Genomic DNA, 26749 nt, shown 5'->3' with positions numbered 1-26749 from the left:
TTCCAAAACAGGTTTAATTTAAGAATGAGAAGAGCAACAATCTATATTATTCTCGTGGCAGGGTTGCTTTCCCATTCGTGCAAAAACGAAATTGTACAATATCTTCCCGGTGGCGAACGAAAATCAAATAACTGGTTCGAACCTTCACCTTTCGGGATGGTTAATATTCCCCGCGGTTCTTATGTAATTGGGCCTTCGGATGACGAAGTGAAAACTTTCGGCGAAAAATCGAGAAGAGTATCTGTTGAATCTTTTTGGATGGATGATACCGAAATTACCAATAATGAATACCGGCAATTTGTTTATTGGGTGCGTGATTCAATAGCACGTAAAGTGCTGGGACAAACTTATCCTGAATATTTAATTACTGAAGACAGAAGAGGCGTTCCGCTGGATGAACCAACCATTAACTGGGGAGAAAAAATTGATTGGCGCGATCCGGATTACCGCATGGCCATGGATGAACTGTATATTTCTGATGAAGAACGATTGGTATTCTATAAAGAAATAGACACTCGCAAACTTGTTTACGAATTTTACTGGGTGGACTATAAACAGGCAGCCCAGCGAAAAAACAGCTACAATTTTGAAACAAAACGTTACGAAGGCTCGGTGGTTAACCAGCAGGGGGAAACAATTCCTGTTTCCAACAGAAGTGATTTTCTGATGCGGGAAATGGTTCCTGTTTATCCAGATACTTTAACCTGGATAAGGGATTTTACTTACACCTACAACGAACCATTCACACTAAAATATTTTTCTCACGTGGCTTTTGATGATTATCCGGTTGTAGGGGTTACCTGGAAACAGGCACGGGCATTTTGCAATTGGCGCACCAAAATTCAAGAAGATTTTTCCAGCCGATTAAGAGAAGCTCCGGCACACGATTACCGCCTTCCAACCGAAACCGAATGGGAACTTGCAGCAAGAGGCGGACTTAACGGTACAGTCTATCCATGGGGAAGTTACTATACCAGAAGTGACCAGGGATGTTTTGTAGCAAATTTTAAACCTCTGCGCGGAAATTATGTTTCCGACAGCCCTTCAACAACGGTTGCCATGAAAACAGGCCAGTTCGACCCCAACAATTTCGGATTGTACGATATGGCCGGCAATGTGGCTGAATGGACCAGCAGCGCATACTACGAAGCAGCTTACGATATTGTTAACGACTTAAACCCTGAACTGGAGTACGACGCAAAACCTGACGACCCTCCTGTGATGAAACGTAAAGTCATTCGCGGTGGTTCATGGAAAGATATCTCTTATTTTATTCGTACATCAACCCGCACATTTGAATACCAGGACACCGCAAAATCATACATCGGGTTTCGGTGCGTAAGAACTTCATTCAAAAACGATTTGCACAACAGGTAAGGCCGGATTCTTCTGATCTAAGCCTCCCCGAGTAATTTTGAATAGTGTGCCGAATTGGTAAAAATTCCTCCACTTTTACTATAAAATGTTGAATCTAGTTCAAAAACCCCATTTTTTACTCTTCGCCATGAAGCATCAGCAAAAGGGTGAAATGACTCCATTTTTTCCCAGTTTTTATAATTCTGATGCCCGTTGGTTTCGAGCAGACCGGTTTCCAGTCCGGGAAATGGTTTCAGACGCGCTGCCACATTTTTGTTCCAATCAACCAAAATAGGATTCACAGTAAGATCTGCACAAAAGCACGGTGTATTTTCCTGCGCAGCAATTTGCGCAATTTTCAGTGTCATACTCAGGGTTTTTGCAATGGGTTTCAGCGCAATTGCACCATACCCCATTTGAATGCGGGCCAAAGCGTCTTTGTCGGTATGGGCACTTTCGTCGGCAGCCAAACGCACAGGAATATCTGAAACGTCCATTTCCAATTCTTCGGGAAATGGTTCTTCAATCAGGGCAATTTGTTCCAGTGCGTCAATTTTTTTTGCATGATCAATTAACTTCATCAACGTTTCCTTTTTTTCATATCGCCCGTTGGCATCAAAATAATAGGGCAATTTTCCGCTTTCAGTGTGTTCCGTACGGTAGTTTCCAATGGCCTGATGAATTTCGGTTAACCGGGCTTTGTCCTTCTCCAACATTTCATACTGCGTTCCGGGCTGGCCAATTTTTATTTTCATAAAATAAAACCCGTCGTCAGCAGCCTGTTTTATTTCCCGAACAGGAACAGAATAAGCCATTAAGGGAATTGATGCCACTTTTTTGTGCCGGTACGAAAGTACATCCCTGTATTCTGGAGGAATCATCTCATCAAAAGATTTCAAACCATTTTCGCTGGCATACAACAACCAAACTGCATTGTCAACACCAACCAGTGCATTCAGAGCAAAAGTTTTTCTTAATTCTGGATTCCCGGTAATCTTTTTGGCAAAATTAAAAACCTCATACAAAATATCATCCAGCAAATTTATAGGGTTGGCAAATTTCACTCCTTTCAAAATAGACAAAGCATATTCAGAAACTGCAAACATCAGCGCATTTCCACCACTTTCAGAATAACGGCTAAAAACGTTGGCATCTGACCACAACACGCTTTGGGAGCAAACGCCGGTTGATATTTTTCCTGAAGAAGATTTTAACTGAGCCGCCGTTTGCCAGATTTCCGAAAGATATCCGCCTTTAAAACCAAACGGACGGATGAGCGGCTCGCGTTCGAAATTTGAATTGGTACCAACAATTTTTATTGACTTTTCGTTTTCCATCCCATTTAAATTAAATGCTTTCAAAAATTCAAGCTGAAATTTTAATCATCAGGCTGAACCATTTTTCTTTATAAATTGAACTGCCGAAACTGATTTTCCAAAAAATACAAATCTTTTATTAACCAGAGTGAAATCTCGTCCAGCGGCATTTCCGGATTCTGGCTTCCATGCTCGGCGCCGCCCAAATCGTATTCATAATGAATGGAAACCGGCCCTTCGATTTCAAGGTTTTTGTACAATTCAAAATAGGTTTTGAAATCCACCATTCCTTCACCCAGCGGAACATTTTTAATTTTCCACTCCCCTTTTTCGTTCTTTTCCCAAATAAAATCCTTGATGTCGGTCGTCCGAATCCAGGGCGCCAGCAATCGTAAACCCAACGGCCACGAAACACCGCCTTCAACTGTTGCATGGCGAATATCATACTGAACGCCAATAAATTCCGGATTACGATCTTTCAAAAGTTCGTACAAATCCCAAACCGGACCGCCAACACGCCGGCCAGAATGGTTTTGATAATTACCCGTAACACCGTATTCCCGGTTTAATTTTTCCAGTTTTTCGAATGTGATTTTGTGTTTTTCCAGGTTTTCAGGAATTGATTTGGAGTGGTCGTAATCGAGGTAACCGGTGCGGTAATACCTGATTCCCAAATCGGCCATTGTTTTCAGAATCGGCCGTGTAAATGCATCATCGGGATTGTTGAGGCTCGTTGTTACCATAAAAGAATCAACTCCGGCATTTCGCAGGGCTTTTAAAACCTTTGGCAGATCCCGCTCCACATTTTCGGGCAAAACCTGCCCACCCGGACGAACAGTGAGATCGGCTCCTGCAAAACCATGTTTGGCAAGCACTTCAGCTATTTCTTCATAACTCAGAAATTGCAGGCATTTGGTAAAAACATGAATCGGGCGTTTGGTTTCCGGGTTCAGCATTTCACCTGCCAAAACCGGACCGGCCATTCCAAGGGCAGCAGCACCAGCCGCACTCTTTTTAATAAAATTTCTTCTTGATTGTATCATCTTAAATTCAGTTTTGATTTAAATTCCCTCCAATTTCCAGGGCTTTCGGTATTCGTAATGTAATAATTCATTTGCCTCGGTAGAGTTTGTGAATATTTCTTTTTCTGCATTCCACTCCAGCCGTTTGCCGGTTTTTAAAGCAATGTTTGCCAAATGTGCAAACGAAGTGGACCGGTGGCCGTCTTCGAGGGTACACCAGGGCGTTTCTTTAGTTTTGATACAATCCAGAAAATTGCGGATTAACCGGGATGTACTGTCTGTTTCATTCCCTTTGGCGATAAAATCATTATCATTTCGCATTTCATATTTTTCCGAATCGATTTGCTGTTTCCATTTCTGAAACTGACCGGGTCTGGAAGGTTTTATTTCGTAACCGTTTTCGTTGGCAACCAAAGTACCTTTAGTGCCGTTCATTTCAATTTCACTGCTAATTATTCCTGTGCCTGAAGTTGCTTCGTAAATACTGAATTTGATAATCATTCCCGATTTAAACTCAAACAAAACATCCATAGTATCCGGAATATCGCGGTCGTCAGTTAAAACGTATTTGCCCCCGTGAGCAGAAATGGCTGAAGGTGCAATTTCACCTGCCAGCCAGCGAATGGCATCCATGTAGTGCACTCCCCAGTTTCCCATTTACGTGGAATAATCGCTCCACCACCGGAAATAATAAGGCGCAATATTGTATTGAAACGGCCTTGCTGCACGAGGACCAATCCACATGTCCCAATCGAAACCGGGAGGCGGGGTTTCAGGATTGAGGCTGCCAATTCCATCGGGAAACATGTTGCTTATTCGATAAGCACTGGCCGAAAGAACTTTCCCGATTTTTTGAACCAGCTCTTCTTTAATCATTTTTTGGTAAACCACTGACCCTCTGCGATGCAAACCAACCTGCACCGTATTTCCGGCATTTTTTTGTGCATTTATCATGGCGCGGCCTTCTTTTATGGTGACGGTCAACGGTTTTTCTACATAAACATCCAATCCGGCGCTGCATGCATCAATACATTGCAAAGCATGCCAATGGTCGGGTGTGGCAATGCAAACGGCATCAATGTTCTTGTTGGCCAGAAGGTCACGATAATCCTTATAAATTTTGGGTGCATTCGGAAAAGTTTCACCTAATTCAGGTATTCTTCCCTCCAGTAAATCAATAAATTTTTTCGAAACCTTGCTTTTATCTCGCAAAGCATAAGGTTCATACACATCACACAGAGCAGCCACTTCCACGTCGCTGTTTGCCATAAAACGCTCCAACAACTGCGAGCCACGATTTCCAACTCCAATAAAACCAACTCTGATTTTATCGTTGGCGCCAAAAATCTTTGTAGTTTGCTTAGATGAGAAAGCATTTAGTCCAACAGAGACACCGGCAACTGCTGCGGAACTTTTTGAGATGAACTCACGACGGGTTTTCTTTTCCATTTTCTTTGGTTTAGTGAAATTTTGAGGTCAATTTAAGAAAAGAAATCGAAAAAACTCAAATTGATTTTCCTCAATAAAAAGAAATGAATACCCGGAAAGAATTATACTATGATTTTACTTCAAAATAAAATATCAGAAAACAATATTTAATCCTGAAAAAACGGTTGCCCCAGGCATAGTGTAATATCGGTTCACCTGGTAATTTTCATTCAGCAAATTTTCGCCGCTCACATACCACTTCAGGTATTTATTGATATTGTAAACTGCTTTTGCTTTTAGAAGCGTGTAATCTTCGTTTGCCACTGCCGGAGTCGGATCATTATCCAGATTACTTATTTGCTGAATGCTGCCCATAACCTGCAGCTTTTTCCACCTGTAGTTTGCACTAAAATAGAGATGATGTTCCGGCGTTGCATATACCGGGTTTTTCATATCAATATAACTGTACGTGCTTTCCAGTTTCAAATTATCAACGGGTTGTATGTTTACAAGAAACTCAATTCCTTTGTTGCTGATTTCGCCTGCGTTGCGCAAACCCTGCATAGGAACCGTCACAATCAGATTATCTCCTTTTACATAGAAAAAAGTAATTTCAGCATTCATTTTCAGGTTGAAAAAAGAGTTGGAAAATCCTGTTTCATAATTGATGATTGATTCCGGGTCCAGTTCGGGATTCGGCCCCCATAAAAACAGTTCGCGAATGGTTGGGCTGCGAAATCCTTTGGAAACATTCCCTTTCCAGTTTGCAAAATTTGCAAATCTCCAGGCAAAACCAGCCGATGGAATCCAATGATTTCCGTAAACGCTGTGATTTTGATAACGAAGTCCGGCATTCAAAATTAAATCTTGAAAAAGCGATTGCTGCACAAAACCATAAACACCTGTTTCAGTAACCGTAGTGTCGGCAAAAACAATCCCGTTTCCGTTCATGGCCAGCAAATTTTCCGCCATCCCACCGTAATTCATGTAGTCAACACCAAGTGTCAGATTGTTTCCTGTAAAAAGTTTCAGCGATTCGTAAAGGTTGAAACCGTAATTGTGGTCATTGGAGTGAAAACCATCGGTAATGTTGTGTTCCCCAAAATTATAAAATACTTTTAGAGCACCTGACGCTTTTTCGAATTCGTTTTGTAGAGTAAATGCCCAGTAGCCACGGGTAATATCAATTCGTTCTCCCTGATTGGCATTTAACGTATCGGGGCCTGGATCGGCTGCTTCGAATGCAGCTAAACTCAGGTCGGTATTTACATTGAAATTTTTATTTATATCGTAAGCAAGTTTTACATAGCCATTGTTGATTTTAAAATCTGAATGCTCGCGATGGCCGTCGGTATTGTTGTGATTGCCGGAAACAAAAGCACTGAACCTGTTCTTTTTATATCCAACCGACCCCATGTATTTTTGTGTATTAAACGAACCATAAGAAACCCGGGCATTGCCATTTACTCCCTCAGAAGTTTGTTTTTTGGTAATGATATTGATTACACCACCCATGGCATTTGAACCATAAAGAATAGAAGCCGGGCCGCGAATCACTTCCACACGCTCAGCGTCGGAAGCCACGTAAGAATCGGGAAGCGGATGGCCCATAATCCCCATAAATTGCGGATGCCCGTCGATGAGCATTAATACGCCGGTAGTAGGCGAACCGCCAATACCCCGAATGGAAATCTGTCCGGCAGAACCGCCTGCAACACCAAAACCGGTAACACCTCTTTCGGTTACAAACAAACCGGGTACTTTGCCGTTAAGTACAGGCAGCAAAGCCGATTCATCGGTTTCTTCAATTTGTGTCCGGTTAATTACCGAAACAGCCATGGGAACATTGTTCCTGTTTACCCGAACAGGAGTGCCGGTTACAACAACCTCTTCAATTTTTACGGTATCAATTAAGTTAAAGCTTGCCTGGGCGTTTCCGACAGTTGGAAGAAAAACAAGAACCAAAAAGCAAATTACAATGGCAAAAATTCCAAATCTTTTCATTTTATAATTAATTAGTGTTACCAATTTCAATATTTGTGCTACCATAAAGTCAAAAAAAATTATTCCGCTTTACTCATTACCAATTTTCCGTGTTGAATTCCCTTGATGCTGATTAATTTATCTGAAATTTCAGTAAGCTTTTTCGATGGGCCTTTTACAGCTATTATTTCAAGATAATTTTGTTCGTTCAGGTAAAACCCCTGGGAGGAAAGAATAAATTCCCTGTATTTAAACTGTATTTCAGAAGATTTTTTCAGGATATCTGTTTTTTCGTGACTGAAAACCAAAACCACTGCACCTGCAACAATGTTGTCGCATTTCCATTTTTCCTCCACCAAATTCTTTTCAATGAGGTGACGGATTGCCTGCGAGCGGTTGGCAAACCTGTTTTCTTCCACGTACTCATCGAGAGCGTGTAACAGTTCTTCATCGAGCGAAACGCCAAAGCGTGAAACGGCCATCGTGTTACAATTTTTCAATTTCGTAACACGAAGGTAAAAAAAGTTGGGGAATTAAAAATTCGATTTTACAATTTTTCTGATTTCGGTGCTATGGGAAGTAGCAATTTCCAACAAATAAATTCCTTCAGGAAGATGGGAGAAATCGTAAAATTTCTTCACTTGCCTTATCTCATACAACAATCTTCCATTGGAAGTAAATAAACGTACTTTTTGTATTTGTTCATTTCCTTTTGCTGAAATAAAAATGTAGGTTGAAAAAGGATTGGGAAAAACATTAATTTCATTGCTGTTATAAACTCTGGGCTTTCCCAGAATCTGAGTCGTCTTAGAAATCAACCAGTAATCCGGATCGATTTTTATTTCCGATACTTCAAAACCAGGATCGACCTGAAAAATTTGATTGTTCATTGTATGAACCAGCCTGAAATCAATCGAATCGGTTTTTCCTGAATTATAAACCCTGACCGGAACCGGCATTTCAAAAAAATTGACTGATGTATGAGATGTACTTTGCGAGAGGGTAATTTTGAGTTCCTGATTTGTTGTTTGGGAATATTCCAAAGAATAGACGGGAAACCCTTCTCCGTAGTACCAGTCGTTAAAAAATTCTGTAAGACTGGTATCGCCAACAGCTTCAAAATGAGCCACCACCTGCTCGTGGCTGGCAAATCTATTAGCAACTTCCGGATCACTAAAATAATTTTGCAACGCTTTGAAAAATGGTTCATCGCCCAAAATCCAGCGCAGCATGTGCAAAATATATGCTCCTTTGGAATATGACAACCTGCCGTTGAATATGCGCGAAACATCTGTGGTGTCTTTCACAAAAACGGAACCATCAGGCCATCGGGTAATTCTGTCAACATTAAGTTGCTTCCACAGCGGCCACCATTCTCCTTCGAGCAAATGTTCGTAAGCCAAACCGGAAAGATAAGTTGCAAATCCCTCATTCAGCCAAATGTGCTGCCAGCTTGACAAAGTGATGTAATTCCCAAACCACTGATGAGCCAGTTCGTGGGCAATCAATTCAAACCCAAAATCGTACATGAAACTCATGGTCTGGTGCTCCATTCCACCACCCCAGCCAAACTGTGCATGACCGTATTTTTCATTGGCAAACGGATACTCACCAATCAGGTCATTAAAAAGCGCCATTACCTCAACTGTAACCGGAGTTCTTACTTTGGCCGAATCCAGATTTTCAGAATACACAAAGTTTTGAATTTCAATTTGACGACCATCATCAAGCTCCAAATAGTCGGAATACTCTGCATAATTGGTTACCGCAATGGCCACCAGGTAAGTAGTTATGGGATGACGGTGTTTCCAGTGCATGGTCCTTTCACCTTCCGAAACAGTTTCCGATTTCAGAATTCCGTTGCTGGCAGTACGGTAAATTTCTGGAGTGGTTACAATAATATCGATGGAATCAATTTTGTCGGCAAGCGACTGTTTGCATGGCCACCAATCCAGAGCGCCATAAGGCTCAGAAAGAGTCCAGAGTACCGGAGTCTGATTGTGGGTGCCAGTGGTAAACGAACCAAAGCCGGTGGATGGAGGTTCTCCCTGGTAATAAACGATAACCGAGTCGGTTTGCCCGTCGTCAAGAACTTCATGTAGCTGAATGTTGATTTTGTTCTCATTTCTTGAAAAGAGAACAGGGTTTCCCTTTTGGATGATTGAATCAACATCCATTTCATCATGCAAATCGAATTCAATATCAGTGAGATTGGTATGTTTACTTAAAAAATGCGAAGTTATTTTTCCCTTAATGTAATAAACTGCCGGGTCAACCTCCCACTCCATTCGCTGATAAATCAAATCATAAAAAGTATAGTTTGCAGACTCTGTAAAACCTGCTTTTTTCATAAATACCTGCCCGTCGGCCATTGCCCTTTTATCCGTAAAAAACGGATCGGGTTCCTGAGCAGTGATTTCAGAAAAAAGTATTCCAGCCAAAATGAATATCCAACCCAACTTTTTCATTTTATAAAGATACGGTTTTTGCAAAGCCGGGACAACAAAGCCCTGAATTCAAAAAAATTAAAGCGGACCTCTTTCGAAATCCGCTCCATTAATTTTTTTCTGAAAATTCTATTTTTCCAGTTCTTTCCAAACCAAAGCACTGGCGCCAACAATGGCTGCGTCGCCCTGTTTGAGTTTCGAAGGAAGAATTTTTATTTTGTCTTTGAAAATAGGCAGGAGGTGTTTCTCCATGTGTTCTTTTGTTGGTTTGAAAATAAAGTCGCCGGCAGCGGTAGGTCCACCAAACAGGAAAATAGCTTCCGGGCTCAGGTGGTGAACGGTGTCAGCCAGTCCCATTCCCAACCAGGCACCGGTTTTTTCAAATACTTCCAAAGCAATTTTATCGCCTTTAACGGCAGCTTCATAAATCATTTTCGAATCCAGCTCATTGTAGGATTTATTGGCCAGCAAACTATCGGTGGCGTTATATTGTACCAGAAGTTCGAATGCAGTTCTTTTCATTCCTGAGGCAGAGCAATAAGCTTCAAGATGGCCCAGCGAACCGCAACCGCACCTGCGACCGCCCGGAACAAGCGTTGTGTGGCCGCACTCACCTGCAAAACCGTCGTGCCCGTAAACCAAATCGCCATTAACAACCAGACCGCTTCCAACACCTGTTCCCAATGTAAACATGACAAAGTTTTTCATGCCTTTGGCGCCACCATAAATCATTTCGCCAATGGCAGCGGCATTGGCATCGTTGGTTAGCGCAAGTGCTTCCATTTTGGGAAAATGGTTACGCAGCAATTCAACCAAACGAACCACCCCCCTGAATGAAAGGTTTGGAGCGTATTCAATGGTTCCGCTGTAATAGTTCCCATTGGGAGCACCAATTCCAATTCCCAGAAATTCCAAATCTTTGTTCAAAAGTTTAACTGATTTCATCAACTCATTGATAGCGTCAGCCAAATCAGAAATATACCGGTCAATATCGCCGTGTGAAGGAGTTGGAATATTATCTTTTACCATTACATTTCCTTGGGGATCGACCACCCCAATGGCAGTATTCGTTCCGCCAATGTCCACACCAATTGCTACTTTCTTCATCATTATGTGCTATTTTATAATTTTAAATTTTGATTTTAAAAAAATTAAAAACCCGGAACGACAAATTTAAAAATATTATACAAATCTGCCGGATAATCAATTGTTTTTGCCTCAATTTATTCTGAGTTCAAACAAGAACCATTTTTAATAGTTATTTTTACACAAATAAGATGTTTTTCAGGGATGCGTAAGATATTTCGTGTAATATTAAAAATGATGGGTTGGATTTTGCTGGTACCAGTCTATTTTTACAAGTTTGCCATTTCACCGCTAACTCCGGCCAGTTGCCGGCACATTCCTACCTGTTCGGAATATGCTGTTCAGGCCATAAAAATTCATGGGCCGTTTAAAGGCTTTTGGCTGGCTACCCGGCGAATTGCAAAATGTCATCCGTGGGGAACACATGGTTACGATCCTGTTCCGCCAAAAAATCAAATCAAAGTGAAGAAAATGAAAGTATAAAACTAATTTTGCACTTTGTTGTTTTACAGGTCAAATTCAGAAAAGAAAAAGTAATGAAACAAATTTTGTGGCTCGTACTATTTGCACTGGTTATATCTTCTTGCAATTCAAGGCAAAACAAAAAAAACAACCTGGAAAAACCAGTAGTTATTGTAAGCATACTTCCGCAAAAAACTTTTGTAGAAAAAATTGCCGGTGACGATTTTGATATTCAGGTACTTGTGCCCCACGGTGCAAGTCCGGAATCCTATTCCCTTTTACCTTCGCAATTGAAAGACATTTCGCGTGCTGATGTCTGGTTCCGAATCGGATACATTGGATTTGAACTTTCGTGGCAGGATAAAGTTAAGGAGCTGAACAGAAACATGCAGGTGGTCAATCTTTCAGAGGGACTGGATTTAATTCAGGAAGAAGAAGTTCAACATGGCGATCATTTTCATGCAGGTGGAATTGACCCGCACATTTGGCTTTCGCCCAAACTGGTGAAACAAATGTCGGGGAAAATTACCGAAGTTCTGAGTGGAATAAATCCTGAAAAGGCTTCGGAATACAAAGGGAATTACATGCAGTTTGTAAAAGAGATTGACCAGTTGGATGTGGATTTAAGAAACGCATTAAAAGATTACAAAGGAAGGTCGTTTATTACATTTCATCCCAGCCTGTCGTATTTTGCCAGGGATTACGGGTTGCAACAGCACTCCCTGGAATCGGGTGGAAAGGAACCTACTCCCCAGCATATGGCTCAGGTTGTTGAACTTGCCCGCAAAGAAAACATCGGGGTTATTTATATTCAAAGTGAATTTGACCGCGATCATGCCCGTGTTTTTGCCGAAGAAATTAAAGGAAAAGTAATAGAAGTAAGGCCACTTAACCCCGAATGGGAAGAAAACCTGAGGGAAATGACCAATATTTTTATAGATAATTTTTAATGGAACCCTTAATAAAAATACAAAATCTGACCCTCGGTTACGATAGGGAGCCTGTACTGAAAAATGTAACCCTCGAAATTTATGAAAATGATTTTTTGGGGGTAATAGGCCCGAATGGCGGAGGAAAAACTACCTTATTGAAAGCTATTTTGGGATTACTCAAGCCGATGTCCGGAAAAATTTTGTTCAGAAAAGACATTAACGGGCAGAAAAAACCAATCGGATATCTGCCTCAGGTAAAACATATTGATCGGAACTTTCCTATTACGGTTTTTGATGTGGTTCGTTCAGGTTCGCTGATGAAAAATACTAAATCGGTTACCGAAGCCGATATCAGAAAAAAAACAGAAGAACTTCTTATTGAAATGGGTATTGCAAATATCAGAAACAAAGCCATTGGCGAACTTTCGGGCGGACAAATGCAGCGCGTTTTTTTATGCCGGGCTTTGTTAAGCGACCCAAAAATTCTTATACTGGACGAACCCGACACTTTTGTGGACAACCGTTTTGAAGGAGAATTATATGAAAAGCTGAGACTTTTAAACAATCACATGGCCATTGTGCTGGTTTCGCATGATGTGGGAACCATTTCGAGCTACGTAAAAACCATTGCCTGCGTAAACGGCGAACTGCATTATCACCCCGATAATATTATTACTCAGGACCAACTGAACAGTTACAACTGCCCCATAAAATTGATTACTCACGGCGAGATTCCACATACCGTTTTAAAACATCATCATTGATATGAGCAACTTTATCGAACTTTTCTCTTATGAATTTTTCCAGAAGGCATTTTTGGCGGCAATTTTTGCCAGCATATCCTGTGGTATTGTGGGAAGTTACATTGTTGCGCGGCGAATAGTTTTTATCAGCGGGGGAATTACACATGCTTCGTTTGGTGGAATTGGCCTGGCATTTTTGCTGGGATTTAACCCGTTGGCAGGAGCAGTTATTTTTGCCGTTGGAGCAGCGCTGGGCATTCAGTTTTTTACCAAAGTGGCCAAAGTACGCGAAGATTCGTCCATTGCCATTTTCTGGTCGTTTGGTATGGCGCTCGGTATTATTTTCGTTTTTATGACTCCGGGCTACACGCCAAACCTGATGAGTTATCTTTTCGGGAACATTCTCACAGTTACCATTTCGGAACTCATCTGGATGTTTATTTTGAATGTGGTGATTATCTTTTTCTTTTCTTTTTATTTTCGTAAAATCCTTTACATAGCTTTCGATGAAGAATTTGCACGCGCAGCCGGATTGCCGGTGGCACTGTTCAACTACCTGACCATTACACTCATTGCTTTAACCGTTGTGCTGAATATCAGGGTAGTTGGAATTATCTTGATTCTTTCTCTTTTAACAATTCCGCAGGCTACAGCAAACCTGTTCACCAAAAATTTTAAAAACCTGCTGATTCTCTCCTCTGTAATCGCTTTTTTCGGAACCATGGCCGGCCTGTTCATTTCCTATTTTATGGATATCCCGTCGGGGGCAACCATCATTTTCACACTTGTTGTTATTTTTGGAATAACAAGGTTATACAAACACTTTTTTTAAAATGATTGGTAACGGTAAAAAAGAAAAAATTTACACCTGCAAAAAATGTGGCTTCACTTTTTCAAACCTCGATGTTGACCGGTTTTGCAGTAATTGTTTTGCCTGCACCGGTTGCGAAACTTACCTCTGCCCTTCCTGCGGCGAGGAGGTGGTGATAAAACCCATGAAAAAAATGGATTTGAATCAGTAACAATTTTTACTTATCAGTTAATCGCATTTTTTACTGAACCAGTAATTTTTTATGAATGAAATCACCCAGATTGGTTTGAAATCTTAAGAAGTACATTCCGCTTTGTAATCCTGAAACATCAATATTTTTATTATTACCGGTTTTAAGAAGCATTAATTCTCCTCCGACTGAATAAATAGCGATAGATTCAACAACCAAATTAGTATTTAAGGAAAGCTGGCTGTTGGCAGGATTTGGGTAAATGGAAACATCTTGTTTTAATTCATGGCGCCGGGTTGCATTTGTTCCCAGCGTAAGATCTGCAATTTCGCGCGCCAGTAATTGATAACCTCCCTGGTATTGTGAGACAATTCCCGTAATAGTAGTTCGGTCTGCCGGAAGCTTTTCCCCCGGGAGTCTGCCATTTCGGTCAGAATACAAAACACTTTGACCTGCTTCGTCAAAAAATGAGTAAACGGAGTTGGTACTTTGTATCCTTGACCCGCCATCAGCAAATGTTACATTTTCAAGTTTTACCAGCATACCTTCATAATCTTCGTGAAGTTGTATTGTATTGATTGTAATAGGTTCAACAGTTTTATTATTTCCAAAATTATAGAAGTAATCAACATCCGTTAATTCAGTTAAAGTTGAATATTCTGTAACTTTTCCACGTACAACAACACTATCGCCAATATGTCCTGTTTTCAGCGAGTTATAAACACAAATTCCACTTCTTTCTGAAGATGCATCCTGAATGTAAAAAGTGTTGTCAAAATTAGCAGTAATCCTACCTGTTATGGTTACCTGTTCGCCAATTAGAGGACTTTCAGTTCCCTGGCCCTGAACTTCCTGAATAGGGGTAATTTGTTCTGCATTTATTTTTTCCGGAAGGATATAACTTCCCCTAAAAACAGAGGTATCGTTTGCCGCAAAAGCTTTGAAAAGGAAATAAATAATTTCGCCGGCTTCCATATTATCAAAAGAAATAGTGTTGGAATATTTTGCTGAACCTGGAATCAAATTAATTTGGTTTTGTTCCGAATTAAAAGAATTTCCCCAAAATAAAATTACACTGTCGGTTTCTGCTTCTGATACTATTCCGAGTGAGATATTTGCAGTCTCTCCAACACCGGGTTTTTCCGGCACCATTTTCAGATCAGAAAACTGGATTACCTCCGGACTTTTTTCATTCCAGATTAAATTTGCAAAATCGGGATTATCAACAAATGGATTTCTGTTTTGCTGAATCTGGTAAATTCGTTCATTCCGCCGCCGTTCAAAATCGGAAGGTGGGTATTGGTTATTCCATTCCAATAAAGTTGAAAGTTTACCATGTTCCGGCATGGGAAAAGTATTGATTTTATCTACCAGTTCGAGATCAATTTCAATTTCTGCATCTTCGTAGCGGGTGGCCATATAAAATAAGATACGGGCCACTTGTCCTTTTGTGGCTGGTCCGGGCTCCCAAGCCCACTCTGTGTACCAACATTCGGTAGCTTCATGGTGTTGTGTTCCGTTTGGTCTGACGTTATCAAAGTCTTTATTCCCCCGATCTTCGTTTACCGAAGCATCAGCGGGCCGCAGATTATGAACATCGCTGTCCATCGGACGAATATCAGAAAAATATCCGTGCGATTTTGCCCAAACATGTTCCCTGTTGATGTAATCGCCTCCCATCCCATACATGCTGGCATTTCGCGACTCCTGAAGGTAAAACAGGATGACATTATCCGGGTTGTCCGGATCAGAGTCAGAATAATTTATAATTTGACCAGTACGGTAATAGGAAAAATCAACATGATCTTTAATAATTTCGTGTAACGCTTTTTTAAGTTCAAAACCCGTTAAATTCTCCGTTCCGTTATAATAGCCAATTGGTTGTGAGAATAAATTATGCCCCAGGAAAAAGAGCGCAACAGACAGCCATGTTTTTGTTGTATTCATTATTTATACGGTTAGTGATTTGTTTTATTTATAACAAAGTACGTTCATCTTGTGAGTTGAAAAAAGCCTGACAATTGATTGTCAGGCTTTTTTCAAGTATTACTAAAAACATATAGTTTTCTATCATTTATTCTGCACTTTCGTGGCTGAAATAAATACCATGTGCAAGTTGAGGTACTCCATTGTATGAGCCCTTCGTTGCAATAACTGTCAGTTTGTCTCCAACTTTAATGCCTTTGGTATCCAAAAGGAATTTCCTATCATCTCCGGTTGCACCATAACCCGGATAACAGCCATACAGGTAAATTTCGCTGTCGCCATCTTTCAGGTAAAGATTACCGTATGTTTCATTAGCAATCTGTGTAATTTCACCGGTTACCAAAAAGTAATCCTGGCTGGAATCGGGTTTGGTCAGCACCTCGGCAATAGTAGCAGCAGTTACAGGAATCACGCTTTCCAATACGGCAGAACCCACCTGAGGATTACCATTGTAGGCAGCACGTTTTCCGACAATCGTGATGATGTCACCCTCCTTCAATCCTTTTTCCTGGAAATCATCAATTCCATACACATAGGTTTCGCCGGAGAAATCCCTCAGGTATAAATTACCATAATTGGTATTGGTGATATTGGTGATCACACCAGTCAGGCGATATTGGGTGTTTCCCACTTCAGCGGCAAGAAATTCTGCAATCGTTGCTTTCAGAATGGCACCTTTTTGAGTCAGTGTTGTTTCTGTACTGTAGTTTTTAGAGCCGTCGGTGGTGCGGAATATGAGCGTAGTTCCACGGTCTCCACCGGTATTGGCAGTGGCGTTGAACTTCACAACAACTTCTTCGCCTGCCGATTCGATAGACGAAATTGACAACCATGACTTGGCATTTTCAGGGATATCAACAGATACGCCTTGTCCTTTGCTGGTAAGGTATGCGATGAATTCACCCCCTTCGATGGGTAGTTCCTGGTTTGCAACAGAATCTACTTTGATAAGTGACTTGTTGATTTGGATGACCGTTACATCCACCATTTGAGGATTTCCCTGGTAAGATGATTTTGGTCCTTCAATGGTTACTTCATCTCCAACTTCAAGTCCAAGACTCAGGAAATTTCTTGTTGCGCCCTTCTCATCAAGCGTACCATATATATAAACAGTACCCGTTTCATCCGTCAAATACCAGTTACCATATAACGTATTTACAATAGAAGTACAAACACCCGTAACACGGAAAGTTTTTCCATCGGGACCTGCATTCACTTCAGCCGCTGTGACTTCAGATATTTTCGCCAGACCCTGGATGATGTTAATTCTCTGCGTTTTGCCTCCACTATGAAGCAAAGCCTCTGCTGTACGACCATCGATGGCAGAGGGAGCTGAAAAGGTAAGTTGGGACTCGCCGGCACTTCCTGAAGTTGAAGAGATAGTCAACCATTCAACATCATCTTTCTCGGTAGTTACCTTCTCTATTGTCCAGCTATCCTGAGTCGTTACAGTAATAGTAGTAGAACCGCCCTCCTCTGGAATAGCAACATATGACGACGATACTCGAATTTCATCAAGTAAGGTCATAACTTCTTCATCGGCACAACTTGTCATCAGGGCTACCGCTGCGAAGAATAATGGAAATAAATATTTTAATTTCATATCGTCTGTACTTTTAATTAGTTGAAAATATACTTTATACCAATAGAAGCATACCAGGTTTGACCCAATGAGTAGCTTGGTGTGAATGTTTGGGTATTACCATGGATTGAGGCGGGTGTAGAGAATGTAGCCACACCGTCAGCATCAACACCTTCATATCTGAGAATACGCGCTTCCGAACCAATTTCCGGGTTCAAATATTTACCTACACCCCAACTGGAATTGAACAGGTTCATCACGTTTTTGATATCAAAGCTAAGTTGCAGTTTGTGTTCATTATTACCTGCATTAAGAGCAAAATCATGTTTGTAGCCGAAGTCAACACGATGTACCCAGGGAGAGTAAACGCTATAGGCTTCTGCATACTTGCCTTGTTGATTTTTCAAATAATCATTGGCATGCACATAATCCATGAAACGGGTTTTGTCATCTTCCGAAATAAAGCGAAATTGATTGTTTGCTATTTCATCGTCAGTGGGAACATAAATTGCATCGTAGTTGTAACCGTCACTATTAATATCATTGACCGTCATATATGAGTAGTTAGCTCCACCGTGCCAACCTTCATAGATAATGCTATAGTGATTACCGCTCTTGTCGTGGGCAGTAAGCGATGCCACAAGACGATTGGGTGTGGTGTATTGAGAATTGTGCAATTTAATGTGGTTAGGACCTTCTATTGTAGGAACGTATGTAAATGCAGATTCTGCATTCGATCCGGGCATACCGGTTACATCTTTGGCAACGGTGTGTGTATAGGCAGCCATAATGCTGAGCCATTCTGCCGGCTGAGCATTGAGCGTAATGTTGCCTGACCAGCCATAACCACGGCTTGTGTTTTCCAGTACAAATGCCTTTGTGCCGGTACGATAACCATCGGGATATATTGGACGATTGTCAACACCGTTGAAACGGGCAAAACCACCTACAGAAGGAGTACTCCAGTCGGAAATAGAGACACCGTTGATGGTTTTGTTGAAGATTCCTTCAACTGTTACAGAGAATGGGAAAGATGTCAAAAATGCATAGTCAACAGCAAGCGATGTTTTCCATACTTGTGGCATTTTGAAATCCGGATCTACTGCTGCAATAGCCGAAGGAACTGTCCCGTCTTCGGGTGATATGGTTGTTGGATATCCCAATGAGGCCAATTTGTTATAAAGTGCAGAGATATTGGCATTGCCGTTGGCATCCGTTACAAGACCGCCGGCAAATTCATCCATTGTGAAACCATTCCTTGCAGCGTTTGCTGCATTGATTTGTGCCTGGTATTGTACCATCCCACCGTTGGTAGGCATATTGGTAAAGAATACAAGCGGAAGGTTTCCTGAAAAAAGACCGGTACCTCCGCGAACTTTCAGGCTATTGTCTCCATAAGAATCCCATACAAAACCTACACGGGGAGAGAATATGACACTTGCCGAAGGCCATTTTCCTGTATCAATATGACGGCCAGAATAATCAATATCAAAGATCGCTTTGTTCGTCATCAAGTCATCATTATTGAAGATAAGTCCATCGATACGAAGACCATACGAAAGTTTGAATCTTTCGCTAAAACTCCAATCATCTTGGACATAAACTCCAATTTTGTTGGTTCTCACACGAGCTGCAGGATTGCTTTCTCCATCGTAACCATAAGTAAGGTTTACAATTTCCGGGACTCCTCCGTTTAAGAAGTCATCGAGACTGGAGTAGCGATAGTATCCGGTGCCGTTACGCATATAAGAATTATCTGCCATCTTATATTCGAATGCGATACCTCCTACGATTTTGTGATTCCCCAAATAATAGGTTAACTCATCCTTAATGTTCAATACATTGTTGTGAACACCGTTGTTCCAGGTGAAAAGTTCGTATCCTAAAGAGAGATAGGCTTGTTCATCTTTCAAAATGTCGATGAAAGGGAATTCTGTTGAATTCGTTCCGCGAATATCGTCAAGTTTTGAGAATGTGGCCAGGAATTGGTTGGATAAGTTGTCCGCTAAACGGCTGTTCAAGTCAAAAGAGTATGAATGAACGAGGTTGTCCATCGAATACATCGAGTTGGCATATGACATGGAGGCCTGTGACATTCTTGCCTCAGACATACGAGTACCTCCATCCATAGATGAAGCATTAGGGGATCTCCATGACAGGTTTTTCGTGTAGTTATAACGCAAAGCCAGACGATGTTTGTTTGTGATATTCCAATCTAAACGGGCAAGCAGTTTGCTGTTGCTTTCATCTGCCGGAAAATTTGTGTAAGATCCTGTTTCATATCCATATTCACTTCTTACAAAATCAGAAACCCTCTTAAGATCGTTTTCTGTTGTGCGGGAGATATAATTGTCCGGATCAGCAACACCATCAGTTGAAGCTCTCCAACGATTTGCTATTGTTGGTGTTTTAGCCATTTCAGCGTTTACGAAGAAGAACAATTTGTTTTTGATAATTGGACCACCTAAAGTGAAACCGTATGTTGTATTACGGTCTTTTTCACGTGCTCCTTGTATTTGCATACCATTAACAGCATCTCCGCGTAAGTTTTCATTTCTATGATAAGAGTAAGCGCTGGCCTTAAAGGTATTTGTACCGGATTTTGTAATAGCGTTCACACCACCACCAATAAAGTTCGTTTGACGCACATCGTATGGAGCAATTACAACCTGCAATTCTTCAATAGCTTCAATAGAGATTGGGTTACCTCCACCTGGGAGAGCAGAACTCAAACCGAAGTTATTGTTGAAATTAGCTCCATCCACTGTAAAGTTAGCTGTGCGACCATCTGTACCGGCAAAGCTCATACCATTACCTCCATAAGGAGAAAGACGGGTAACGTCCATAATGCTACGACTTACTGTAGGCAAATTATCTATCTGACTGTTTGTGATATTGGTCACTGCTCCGGTTTTCTCATTAGTGAATTTTGTGCGGGTTGCCGTAACCAGAACTTCATCTAATGATAATGTTTCTTCTGAGAGTACAACATTCATTACATAGTTTTCACCTAAACTCAACGTAATGTTGTTTTGTGTGTATGCACCATATCCAATGAAAGTAACTTTTACAGTGTAAGGTCCTCCTACACGCATACCATTCAGGTTGAATCGCCCTTCCATGTTGGTTACAGTACCATAAGTTGTTCCTGAAGGGGTGTGTGTAGCAATCACTGTCGCACCTATCACAGTTCCTTCAGCATCAGTAACACGCCCACTCATACTGGATGTGGTTACCTGTGCTTGCATTATAGTAGCTGAAAATACAATGAGTGCTACTAATAAAAACCTAATTTTGTTAATCATAAATAGTAAACTTTAATTTAGTGGTTATTTAAATAGAATTACGTTAATTTTTTTTTGCAAAAATACATTTAACTAATCTATTATTATTAAACTGATGTTAATTTTCAATGATGTTTTTGCTTCTTTGTTGCCATGCCGCTTATTTGATTCAAAGTATTTGCGCTGACTTTTAATTGTTTAAAGATTTATCTATGTTTTTTTCAAAGGCGGTAAGTTCCCATTATTTTTATTATCGGCCAAACATGGAACTTAATAGTTATCAAACGTTTTTGTGCATTTTTTAACAACTTATTAAATGGAAATCAACAACGGGTGATATGTTATTAAAATATTACGAAAAAGTATAAAAACACAGAAAAAATCATAAGTCTGCTCTTCCAGAAGCCAGCCTCTTTTTGTGTATAAAACATTATATCCCGATGGATATTTTTTCAATTGAAATTTTTTTCAAAAAAAAGAAAATTTATTGTGTTTTCAAATAACTAATAAACAGTAGCTTACAATAGATAGATAAAATATTTTGAAAATATATGGTACTTTGTGTTGCATAGTACTAAAATTTTTCCATATATTTGTATTGCCAATAACAATGTAATTAAAAGTAGTTTTTAAAAAAAAGTTCTTTACAAACTGTAACGATTCAGAAAACAGCTCGTCATAATGAAAACAGAAAATTGAAAAAACAGCAAAAACAGAAGCCATGAAAACAGTTAAAACAAGAAAAACAGAAAAAGCCATGAAAACAAAAACAAATTTTAGAAAAGCAGCATTGCGATCAGTTGCCGTAGTCGTTAGCTTTGTTTTGGTAAGTATTACCGTTAGCGCGCAGGAGTTTTGGAAAAAGGTTTTAACCCACAGCAGTTTTAACGAAATTGCCATAGCCATGGTTGAAACCGCTGAAAAAAAATCACCTGCAAATGAAAACACAGAAAGTGCATTTTGGTATGCTTTCGACAAAGCTTTCGACCCGGCGCTTGAACTGGAAGGCTGGATGACCAGCGAAAACTATTTTTTAACAACAGCATTCAGTTTTGAAAACGAAGTGGAAGCCCCGCTTGCACTGGAAAGCTGGATGCTGGATGAAAGTTTGTTTTACACCCACGAAGTGCAGGAAGAACCATTAATGCTTGAAAACTGGATGACATCTGCAGATTTTTGGTCCATGTAAAAAAACCGGAAGAGAGAACCGTGGATCAATTATTAAAAAAAAGGAGAGAATCAACATGAAACTGGAAAATACAAAAGCACAGATGAGGAAAGGGGTACTGGAGTACTGCATCCTTTTGGTACTTGATGGTGAGCCGCTTTATGCAAGCAACATCATTCAGGAACTTAAAGAGGCCAAAATGATTGTGGTAGAAGGAACCCTTTATCCGCTACTTACACGGCTTAAAAATGCCGGACTACTGGCATACCGATGGGAAGAATCTAACCAGGGACCTCCGCGTAAGTATTATGAATTAACTGACAAAGGCCGGAAATTTTTATCCGAGCTTGAAGGATCCTGGGCCGAACTGGTTGACGCAGTTGGGAAAATCAGAAAAAGCAGGGCTTAATTGAAAAATAAACCAGAACAGAAAACTCAAAGAATTTTTGAAAACATGAAAAAAACATTCACAATCAATATCAGCGGTACCGTTTTCCATATAGAGGAAGACGCATACGAAGTACTGCAAAAATACCTGGTGAAACTGAAAAACCATTTCGGAACCGAGGAGGAAGGAAAAGAAATTCTGGGAGACATTGAGGCCCGGATTGCTGAAATTTTTACCGAAAAATCATCAGGAGAAAAAGACGTAATTACACTTGCCTGGGTGGAACAGATAATAGAAACCATGGGAACCCCGGAAGATTTTGTGGAAGAAGAGGGCGAAGAAGATGAAGTATTTACCAGTTCAGCAAAACGGAAAAGACGTCTATACCGAGATCCTGAACACCGTGTAATTGGCGGAGTTTGCGGTGGTTTGAGCGCCTATTTTAATATGGATCCGGTTATTTTACGAATCATTTTCGTTGTATTGCTCATTGTCACTTCTATTGTTCCAGCATTGCTGGCCTACCTGGTACTTTGGATTGCCGTGCCAAAAGCAGTTACCACCGCCCAGCGCCTTGAAATGCGCGGACAGGAAGCTACGGTGAAAAACATCGAAAAATCTATTCGCGAAGAGGTAAAAGAAGTTAAAGAGAGCTACAAAAAGTTCAAAGAATCGGACACCTATTCAAAAGGCAAAAAAAAAGTTGAGGGCGCCGGTGAAGTAACTTATAATGTTTTTAAACTGTTACTTAAGGTTGCTGTAGTTATTATCGGAGTAATCCTTATTATTTCAGGATTTTTTGGTCTGCTTGGGCTGATTTCATCACTGGCAATTGGCCATTCATTTGTTCAGGGCTGGCCGCTGGTTTGGGGGCCCGAAATCAATTTCCCCGATTTCCTTAATTACCTTGTTGAACCCGGCACCGTGAGACTTGGAATTATTGCAGTAGGTTTTCTTGCCGGGATTCCATTGCTCGCCATGTTGTATGTTGGGTCGAAACTGGTTTTCAGATACAAATCGAATAACACAGCCATTGGTTTGAGTATGGTTGGTGTGTGGCTTATTGCACTCATTACCCTGTTTGTAATTTCAACAAACCAGTTAGGAAATTTCAAAAATCAGGCTTCGGTAGTTGAAAACACAACCATTGATTGCGATAGTTGCCAGACCTTATATTTAAACCTTGCCGAAGACAAATATAAAGGTTATGCCGCACAGGGATGGGATTTAAATAAATTGAAAGTAATGGAAGTTGCCGGAGAACGGGTAATTTTGGGAAATCCACGCCTTGATGTGGAGAAGGCAAGCGGAAATTCTTTTGTTGTAACAGTTAGGAAATCATCGCGTGGCCGAACCCGCGAAACGGCACGCGACCATGCATCTGACCTGATTTACCGTTTTCAGCAACAGGATTCAATTTTATTTTTTGAACCCTATTTTTTCCTGGAGGAAGGCGACAAATGGCGCGATCAGGAAGTACATATTAACGTAAAAGTGCCTGAGGGCGGGACTATCTTCCTTGATGAAGATATGGTGGATATTATCTACGACATTGAAAACGTTACCAACACCTGGGATGCCGACATGGTAGGTAAATACTGGGAAATGAAACCCGATGGGCTAACGCAGAGAGAATTGGAAGCTATTCCGGAAAGCATTCAGGATAGTATTCCAACTGAGATGGAATAAAAATAATTTATCAGAACAACAAAGGCCTGGCTTTTATAAGTTCGGCCTTTTTCATTTTTTATGGAATTTGTTTTATCCGGCTCCACTTTTCCTTTCAGGAAACCCGATACTGCTTTTCCCGTATAATTCCCCAAAAAGAAAACAGAAATGCCAGTCAGAATTCTTTCAGTTTGCTTCATTTTTATGTTGGTTTCGCAACTTTCGTGCAGCCAAAAGAGCGATCCTTTTTTTGCATTACGAAACCGCATGGTAGAAACTCAAATTAAAGCCCGCGGAATTTCCGATGAAAAAGTATTGCAAGCCTTTAGAAATCTGGAGCGGCACAAATTTGTGCTTCCGCAATACATACCTCATGCCTATGCCGATTCGCCGCTCCCAATTGATGAAGGCCAGACCATTTCGCAACCTTACATTGTGGCATTTATGACCGATGCCCTGGATTTGCAACGAACCGACAAAGTGCTGGAAATCGGGACCGGCTCGGGTTATCAGGCAGCCATTCTGGCCGAGTTGTGCGATTCGGTTTTTACAATCGAAATTTTTGAAAAACTGGGCAGAAAAGCACGCGAACTTTTCGATGAACTCGGTTACGAAAACATTTACACCAAAATTGGCGATGGTTTTAAAGGCTGGCCCGAACATGCACCATTCGATGCCATTATTGTTACAGCCGCCCCGAGTGACATTCCTGAACCCCTTAAAATGCAACTGGCCGAAGGAGGCCGGATGATCATTCCGGTGGGTGGAGATGCTGTTCAGGAACTGGTACTGCTGAAAAAAAGAAAAGGAAAACTGCGCGAAGAAAGCGTTCTTCCGGTTCGGTTTGTGCCTTTGATTGACCCGGAGGGTAAGAAGTATTAAGAACTTTGTGCCTGATGAATCTTCTGTATTTCTGAATAAAAATTTGGATTAAAAAAACTATAAATTTAACAATGAGCGATAAGACTGCAGCTATAATTAATCGAATGAATGAAGAGGAACTGAAAAACTCAAAAAGAAAGTGGAACTGTATGTTTCAAATCCGGTTAACGAATTTTTTGCAGTAATGGACGAAGCCGCTGAGTATGCCACGCGAAAAGGGCTAACTTTATCCTTACTCTTCTATTCATATCGAAGTGCTTCCCCCGGATTCCTCTTTGCCGTCCGCCAATTATCTGAATCAGGATTCATCTGATTTACGTGATAAACTTTGATTATTCCTTTCCCTCAAACGCTAACAGGTTTTTCTGTCTTCTTGCCTCTTTCTTCCATGCCCTCTGCCTTCTGCCAAAATAATCATGTTCATCAGTTAATCTATTTAATCATGGTTCAGACACTTTTACTCATATCTGAGTGCCTCCACCGGGTTCCTCGTTGCAGCCCGCCAACTCTGCCAACTTACAGTAATCAAAGCAATTCCCAACGCCAGCAAACCAGCCAAAGCAAATATCCACCAACTCAAATCAGTTTTGTATGCAAAGTTTTCGAGCCATTTGTTCATGGCGTAGTATGCGATGGGTGTGGCAATTACAAAGGCAATGGCTACCCACTTTACAAAATTTTTGTTCAGCATAACCATTACTTCTGAAATTTTGGCGCCGTTTACTTTTCGGATACCGATTTCTTTGGTACGTTGTTGTGAAATAAACAATGCCAGTGCACTGATTCCAAGGGTGCTGATTAAAATTCCAATGATTGAAAATGCGAGCAGTATTCTGCTTAAAATGGTTTCCGCTTTGTACTGCATGGCAATCGTTTCATCCATAAAGAAATAGTCGAATTCCTGCCCCGGATAATGCGTGTTCCAGGTTTCATTAATTTTTTGAATTCCCAGTTGAAGATTTCCTGGATTTAAACGCACATGAATAAACCGCGCCAGGTTGTTTGATTCACCCAGCCAAAATGCAAAATCACCAACAAATTCGTGTGCCGAACTGTAATTAAAATCTTTGGCCACCCCAATAAAATTAATACGGGTCTGGTCAGGTTCCAGTGGCTGCGACTCATGAAAAGCTTTTAACGCTTCCATACTTCCGTGTCTCTCCAGCAATCGTTTGTACAAATGATTATTTATTATCATCCCGCGCACTGTATCTGCCGATGGGCTAATCCAGTTTTCCAAAAGCTGAATATTCATTGTAAGCAGATAATTGTAATTGGCGATAACAAGTTCGGCAGTTCCGTCGATACCCAAACCGTCGAGCGGTAAACCTTGTGCAGGGTAACCAAAGTGTTGCATGGTAAAACCAACCGATGCCACCTGGCTTTGTTTTTCCAGTTCGCGTGCAAAAACTGCCGGGTCTTTCGAAAAATCTTTCAGATTGAGAACAACCACATTTTCTTTGTCGAAACCCAGCGGTTGGTTTAGTATGAAGTTGATTTGTTTGTTCACCAAAAAAGTAGCCGACATGATAATAATCACGATTGTAATTTGTAAAACCAGCAGCGATTTTAAAATATGATTTCCCGAATAATTCATTTTTTCGGAAAGAATATCGATAGCAGAAGTTTTTCCCAAAAGAAAAAATCCGACAAAAATGGTGGTTAATCCCAGACAGAAAACCAAAATCAAAAGTACACTCAGGTAAACTGTAGGTTCGGAATAATAGATGTTAAAGTCGATTTCAAAAAACTGGTTTATAAAAGGTTTTAAAATTTCGATAGCGCCCAATGCAAGAACCATCGAAACAAAACAAAACAGAAATACTTCGGATAAAACCTGGCCGGTTAATTGCCCTTGAGTGGCGCCAATTGATTCTTTCAGACCCAGTTCTTTCGACCGTTTTATGAGTTTGGCAATGGTGAGATTGACAAAATTGAGCAGCGAAACCAGTAAAATTACAAACGAAATGATTACAAATAATCTGATGTTTATTTTGCTTGAACTCTCTTTTAGT

General features: G+C 40.7%; 22 protein-coding genes. 10 read left to right on the top strand and 12 right to left on the bottom strand.

The window, feature by feature from the left end; all coding sequences use genetic code 11:
- Positions 1–24: 24 nt before the first annotated feature.
- Positions 25–1377 carry an SUMF1/EgtB/PvdO family nonheme iron enzyme gene (locus ACESMA_RS12945; RefSeq protein ID WP_372949255.1) on the top strand — a complete coding sequence of 451 codons (1353 nt, stop codon included), beginning with the start codon at positions 25–27 and terminating at the stop codon, positions 1375–1377.
- A 17-nt stretch (positions 1378–1394) separates the two neighbouring features.
- On the opposite strand, the gene ACESMA_RS12940 is transcribed toward ACESMA_RS12945, so the two are convergent.
- From ACESMA_RS12940 to ACESMA_RS12905, 8 genes are all read right to left on the bottom strand, one after another.
- Positions 1395–2693: a hypothetical protein gene (locus ACESMA_RS12940; RefSeq protein ID WP_372949254.1), complete on the bottom strand. Its 1299-nt coding sequence runs from the start codon at positions 2691–2693 to the stop codon at positions 1395–1397.
- A gap of 68 nt (positions 2694–2761) precedes the next feature.
- Entirely contained in the window at positions 2762–3715 is a 954-nt protein-coding gene (locus ACESMA_RS12935; protein WP_372949253.1) for a sugar phosphate isomerase/epimerase family protein, read from the bottom strand.
- 18 nt (positions 3716–3733) lie between these two features.
- The gene (locus ACESMA_RS12930; protein WP_372949252.1) at positions 3734–4351 is read right to left on the bottom strand and encodes a Gfo/Idh/MocA family protein; all 618 of its coding nucleotides are present in this window, start codon (positions 4349–4351) and stop codon (positions 3734–3736) included.
- Complete coding sequence (locus ACESMA_RS12925; protein WP_372949251.1) at positions 4352–5143, bottom strand: Gfo/Idh/MocA family protein; 792 nt, start codon at positions 5141–5143, stop codon at positions 4352–4354.
- A 132-nt stretch (positions 5144–5275) separates the two neighbouring features.
- Positions 5276–7126: a TonB-dependent receptor gene (locus ACESMA_RS12920; protein WP_372949250.1), complete on the bottom strand. Its 1851-nt coding sequence runs from the start codon at positions 7124–7126 to the stop codon at positions 5276–5278.
- Positions 7127–7185: 59 nt separating this feature from the next.
- Entirely contained in the window at positions 7186–7587 is a 402-nt protein-coding gene (gene nikR, locus ACESMA_RS12915) for a nickel-responsive transcriptional regulator NikR (protein WP_372949249.1), read from the bottom strand.
- A gap of 51 nt (positions 7588–7638) precedes the next feature.
- Positions 7639–9573: a M1 family aminopeptidase gene (locus tag ACESMA_RS12910; protein WP_372949248.1), complete on the bottom strand. Its 1935-nt coding sequence runs from the start codon at positions 9571–9573 to the stop codon at positions 7639–7641.
- Positions 9574–9681: 108 nt separating this feature from the next.
- Complete coding sequence (locus ACESMA_RS12905) at positions 9682–10662, bottom strand: ROK family protein (protein ID WP_372949247.1); 981 nt, start codon at positions 10660–10662, stop codon at positions 9682–9684.
- A gap of 210 nt (positions 10663–10872) precedes the next feature.
- Here ACESMA_RS12905 and yidD point away from each other — a divergent pair, with 210 nt between their 5' ends.
- Genes yidD through ACESMA_RS12880 form a run of 5 tightly spaced genes read left to right on the top strand, consistent with a single transcriptional unit; the run spans position 10873 to position 13797 of the window.
- Entirely contained in the window at positions 10873–11121 is a 249-nt protein-coding gene (yidD, locus tag ACESMA_RS12900) for a membrane protein insertion efficiency factor YidD (RefSeq protein WP_372949246.1), read from the top strand.
- Positions 11122–11174: 53 nt separating this feature from the next.
- Positions 11175–12050: a metal ABC transporter solute-binding protein, Zn/Mn family gene (locus tag ACESMA_RS12895; protein ID WP_372949245.1), complete on the top strand. Its 876-nt coding sequence runs from the start codon at positions 11175–11177 to the stop codon at positions 12048–12050.
- Positions 12050–12796, top strand: a complete 747-nt coding sequence (locus ACESMA_RS12890) for a metal ABC transporter ATP-binding protein (protein ID WP_372949244.1) — start codon at positions 12050–12052, stop codon at positions 12794–12796. Before ACESMA_RS12895 ends, ACESMA_RS12890 begins: the two co-directional genes overlap by 1 nt.
- Position 12797: 1 nt before the next feature.
- Positions 12798–13607 carry a metal ABC transporter permease gene (locus tag ACESMA_RS12885; protein ID WP_372949243.1) on the top strand — a complete coding sequence of 270 codons (810 nt, stop codon included), beginning with the start codon at positions 12798–12800 and terminating at the stop codon, positions 13605–13607.
- Between the two features lies 1 nt (position 13608).
- Positions 13609–13797 (top strand): hypothetical protein, encoded by a 189-nt coding sequence (locus ACESMA_RS12880; protein ID WP_372949242.1) that lies wholly within the window; start codon positions 13609–13611, stop codon positions 13795–13797.
- A gap of 30 nt (positions 13798–13827) precedes the next feature.
- On the opposite strand, the gene ACESMA_RS12875 is transcribed toward ACESMA_RS12880, so the two are convergent.
- From ACESMA_RS12875 to ACESMA_RS12865, 3 genes are all read right to left on the bottom strand, one after another.
- Positions 13828–15723 carry an endonuclease gene (locus ACESMA_RS12875; RefSeq protein ID WP_372949241.1) on the bottom strand — a complete coding sequence of 632 codons (1896 nt, stop codon included), beginning with the start codon at positions 15721–15723 and terminating at the stop codon, positions 13828–13830.
- A gap of 127 nt (positions 15724–15850) precedes the next feature.
- Entirely contained in the window at positions 15851–17290 is a 1440-nt protein-coding gene (locus ACESMA_RS12870) for a BACON domain-containing protein (protein ID WP_372949275.1), read from the bottom strand.
- A 92-nt stretch (positions 17291–17382) separates the two neighbouring features.
- On the bottom strand, positions 17383–20649 hold the full coding sequence (locus tag ACESMA_RS12865) for a carboxypeptidase regulatory-like domain-containing protein (protein WP_372949240.1): 3267 nt from the start codon (positions 20647–20649) through the stop codon (positions 17383–17385).
- Positions 20650–21349: 700 nt separating this feature from the next.
- Between ACESMA_RS12865 and ACESMA_RS12860 the strand changes: the two genes are divergently transcribed.
- From ACESMA_RS12860 to ACESMA_RS12845, 4 genes are all read left to right on the top strand, one after another.
- Entirely contained in the window at positions 21350–21817 is a 468-nt protein-coding gene (locus ACESMA_RS12860; protein WP_372949239.1) for a hypothetical protein, read from the top strand.
- Between the two features lie 82 nt (positions 21818–21899).
- On the top strand, positions 21900–22205 hold the full coding sequence (locus tag ACESMA_RS12855) for a PadR family transcriptional regulator (RefSeq protein WP_372949238.1): 306 nt from the start codon (positions 21900–21902) through the stop codon (positions 22203–22205).
- Positions 22206–22250: 45 nt separating this feature from the next.
- Positions 22251–23873 carry a PspC domain-containing protein gene (locus ACESMA_RS12850; RefSeq protein ID WP_372949237.1) on the top strand — a complete coding sequence of 541 codons (1623 nt, stop codon included), beginning with the start codon at positions 22251–22253 and terminating at the stop codon, positions 23871–23873.
- A 147-nt stretch (positions 23874–24020) separates the two neighbouring features.
- Complete coding sequence (locus tag ACESMA_RS12845) at positions 24021–24734, top strand: protein-L-isoaspartate(D-aspartate) O-methyltransferase (RefSeq protein WP_372949236.1); 714 nt, start codon at positions 24021–24023, stop codon at positions 24732–24734.
- 457 nt (positions 24735–25191) lie between these two features.
- Here the strand turns inward: ACESMA_RS12845 and ACESMA_RS12840 are convergent.
- Positions 25192–26749: ABC transporter permease (locus ACESMA_RS12840; RefSeq protein ID WP_372949235.1), on the bottom strand; the 1558-nt coding region annotated here is incomplete at its 5' end.

The sequence above is a fragment of the Mariniphaga sp. genome, assembly GCF_041687215.1.
GTDB lineage: Bacteria > Bacteroidota > Bacteroidia > Bacteroidales > Prolixibacteraceae > Mariniphaga.
Note: the sequence above shows the minus strand (reverse complement) of the source record. Positions and strands in the feature narration are given on the sequence as shown.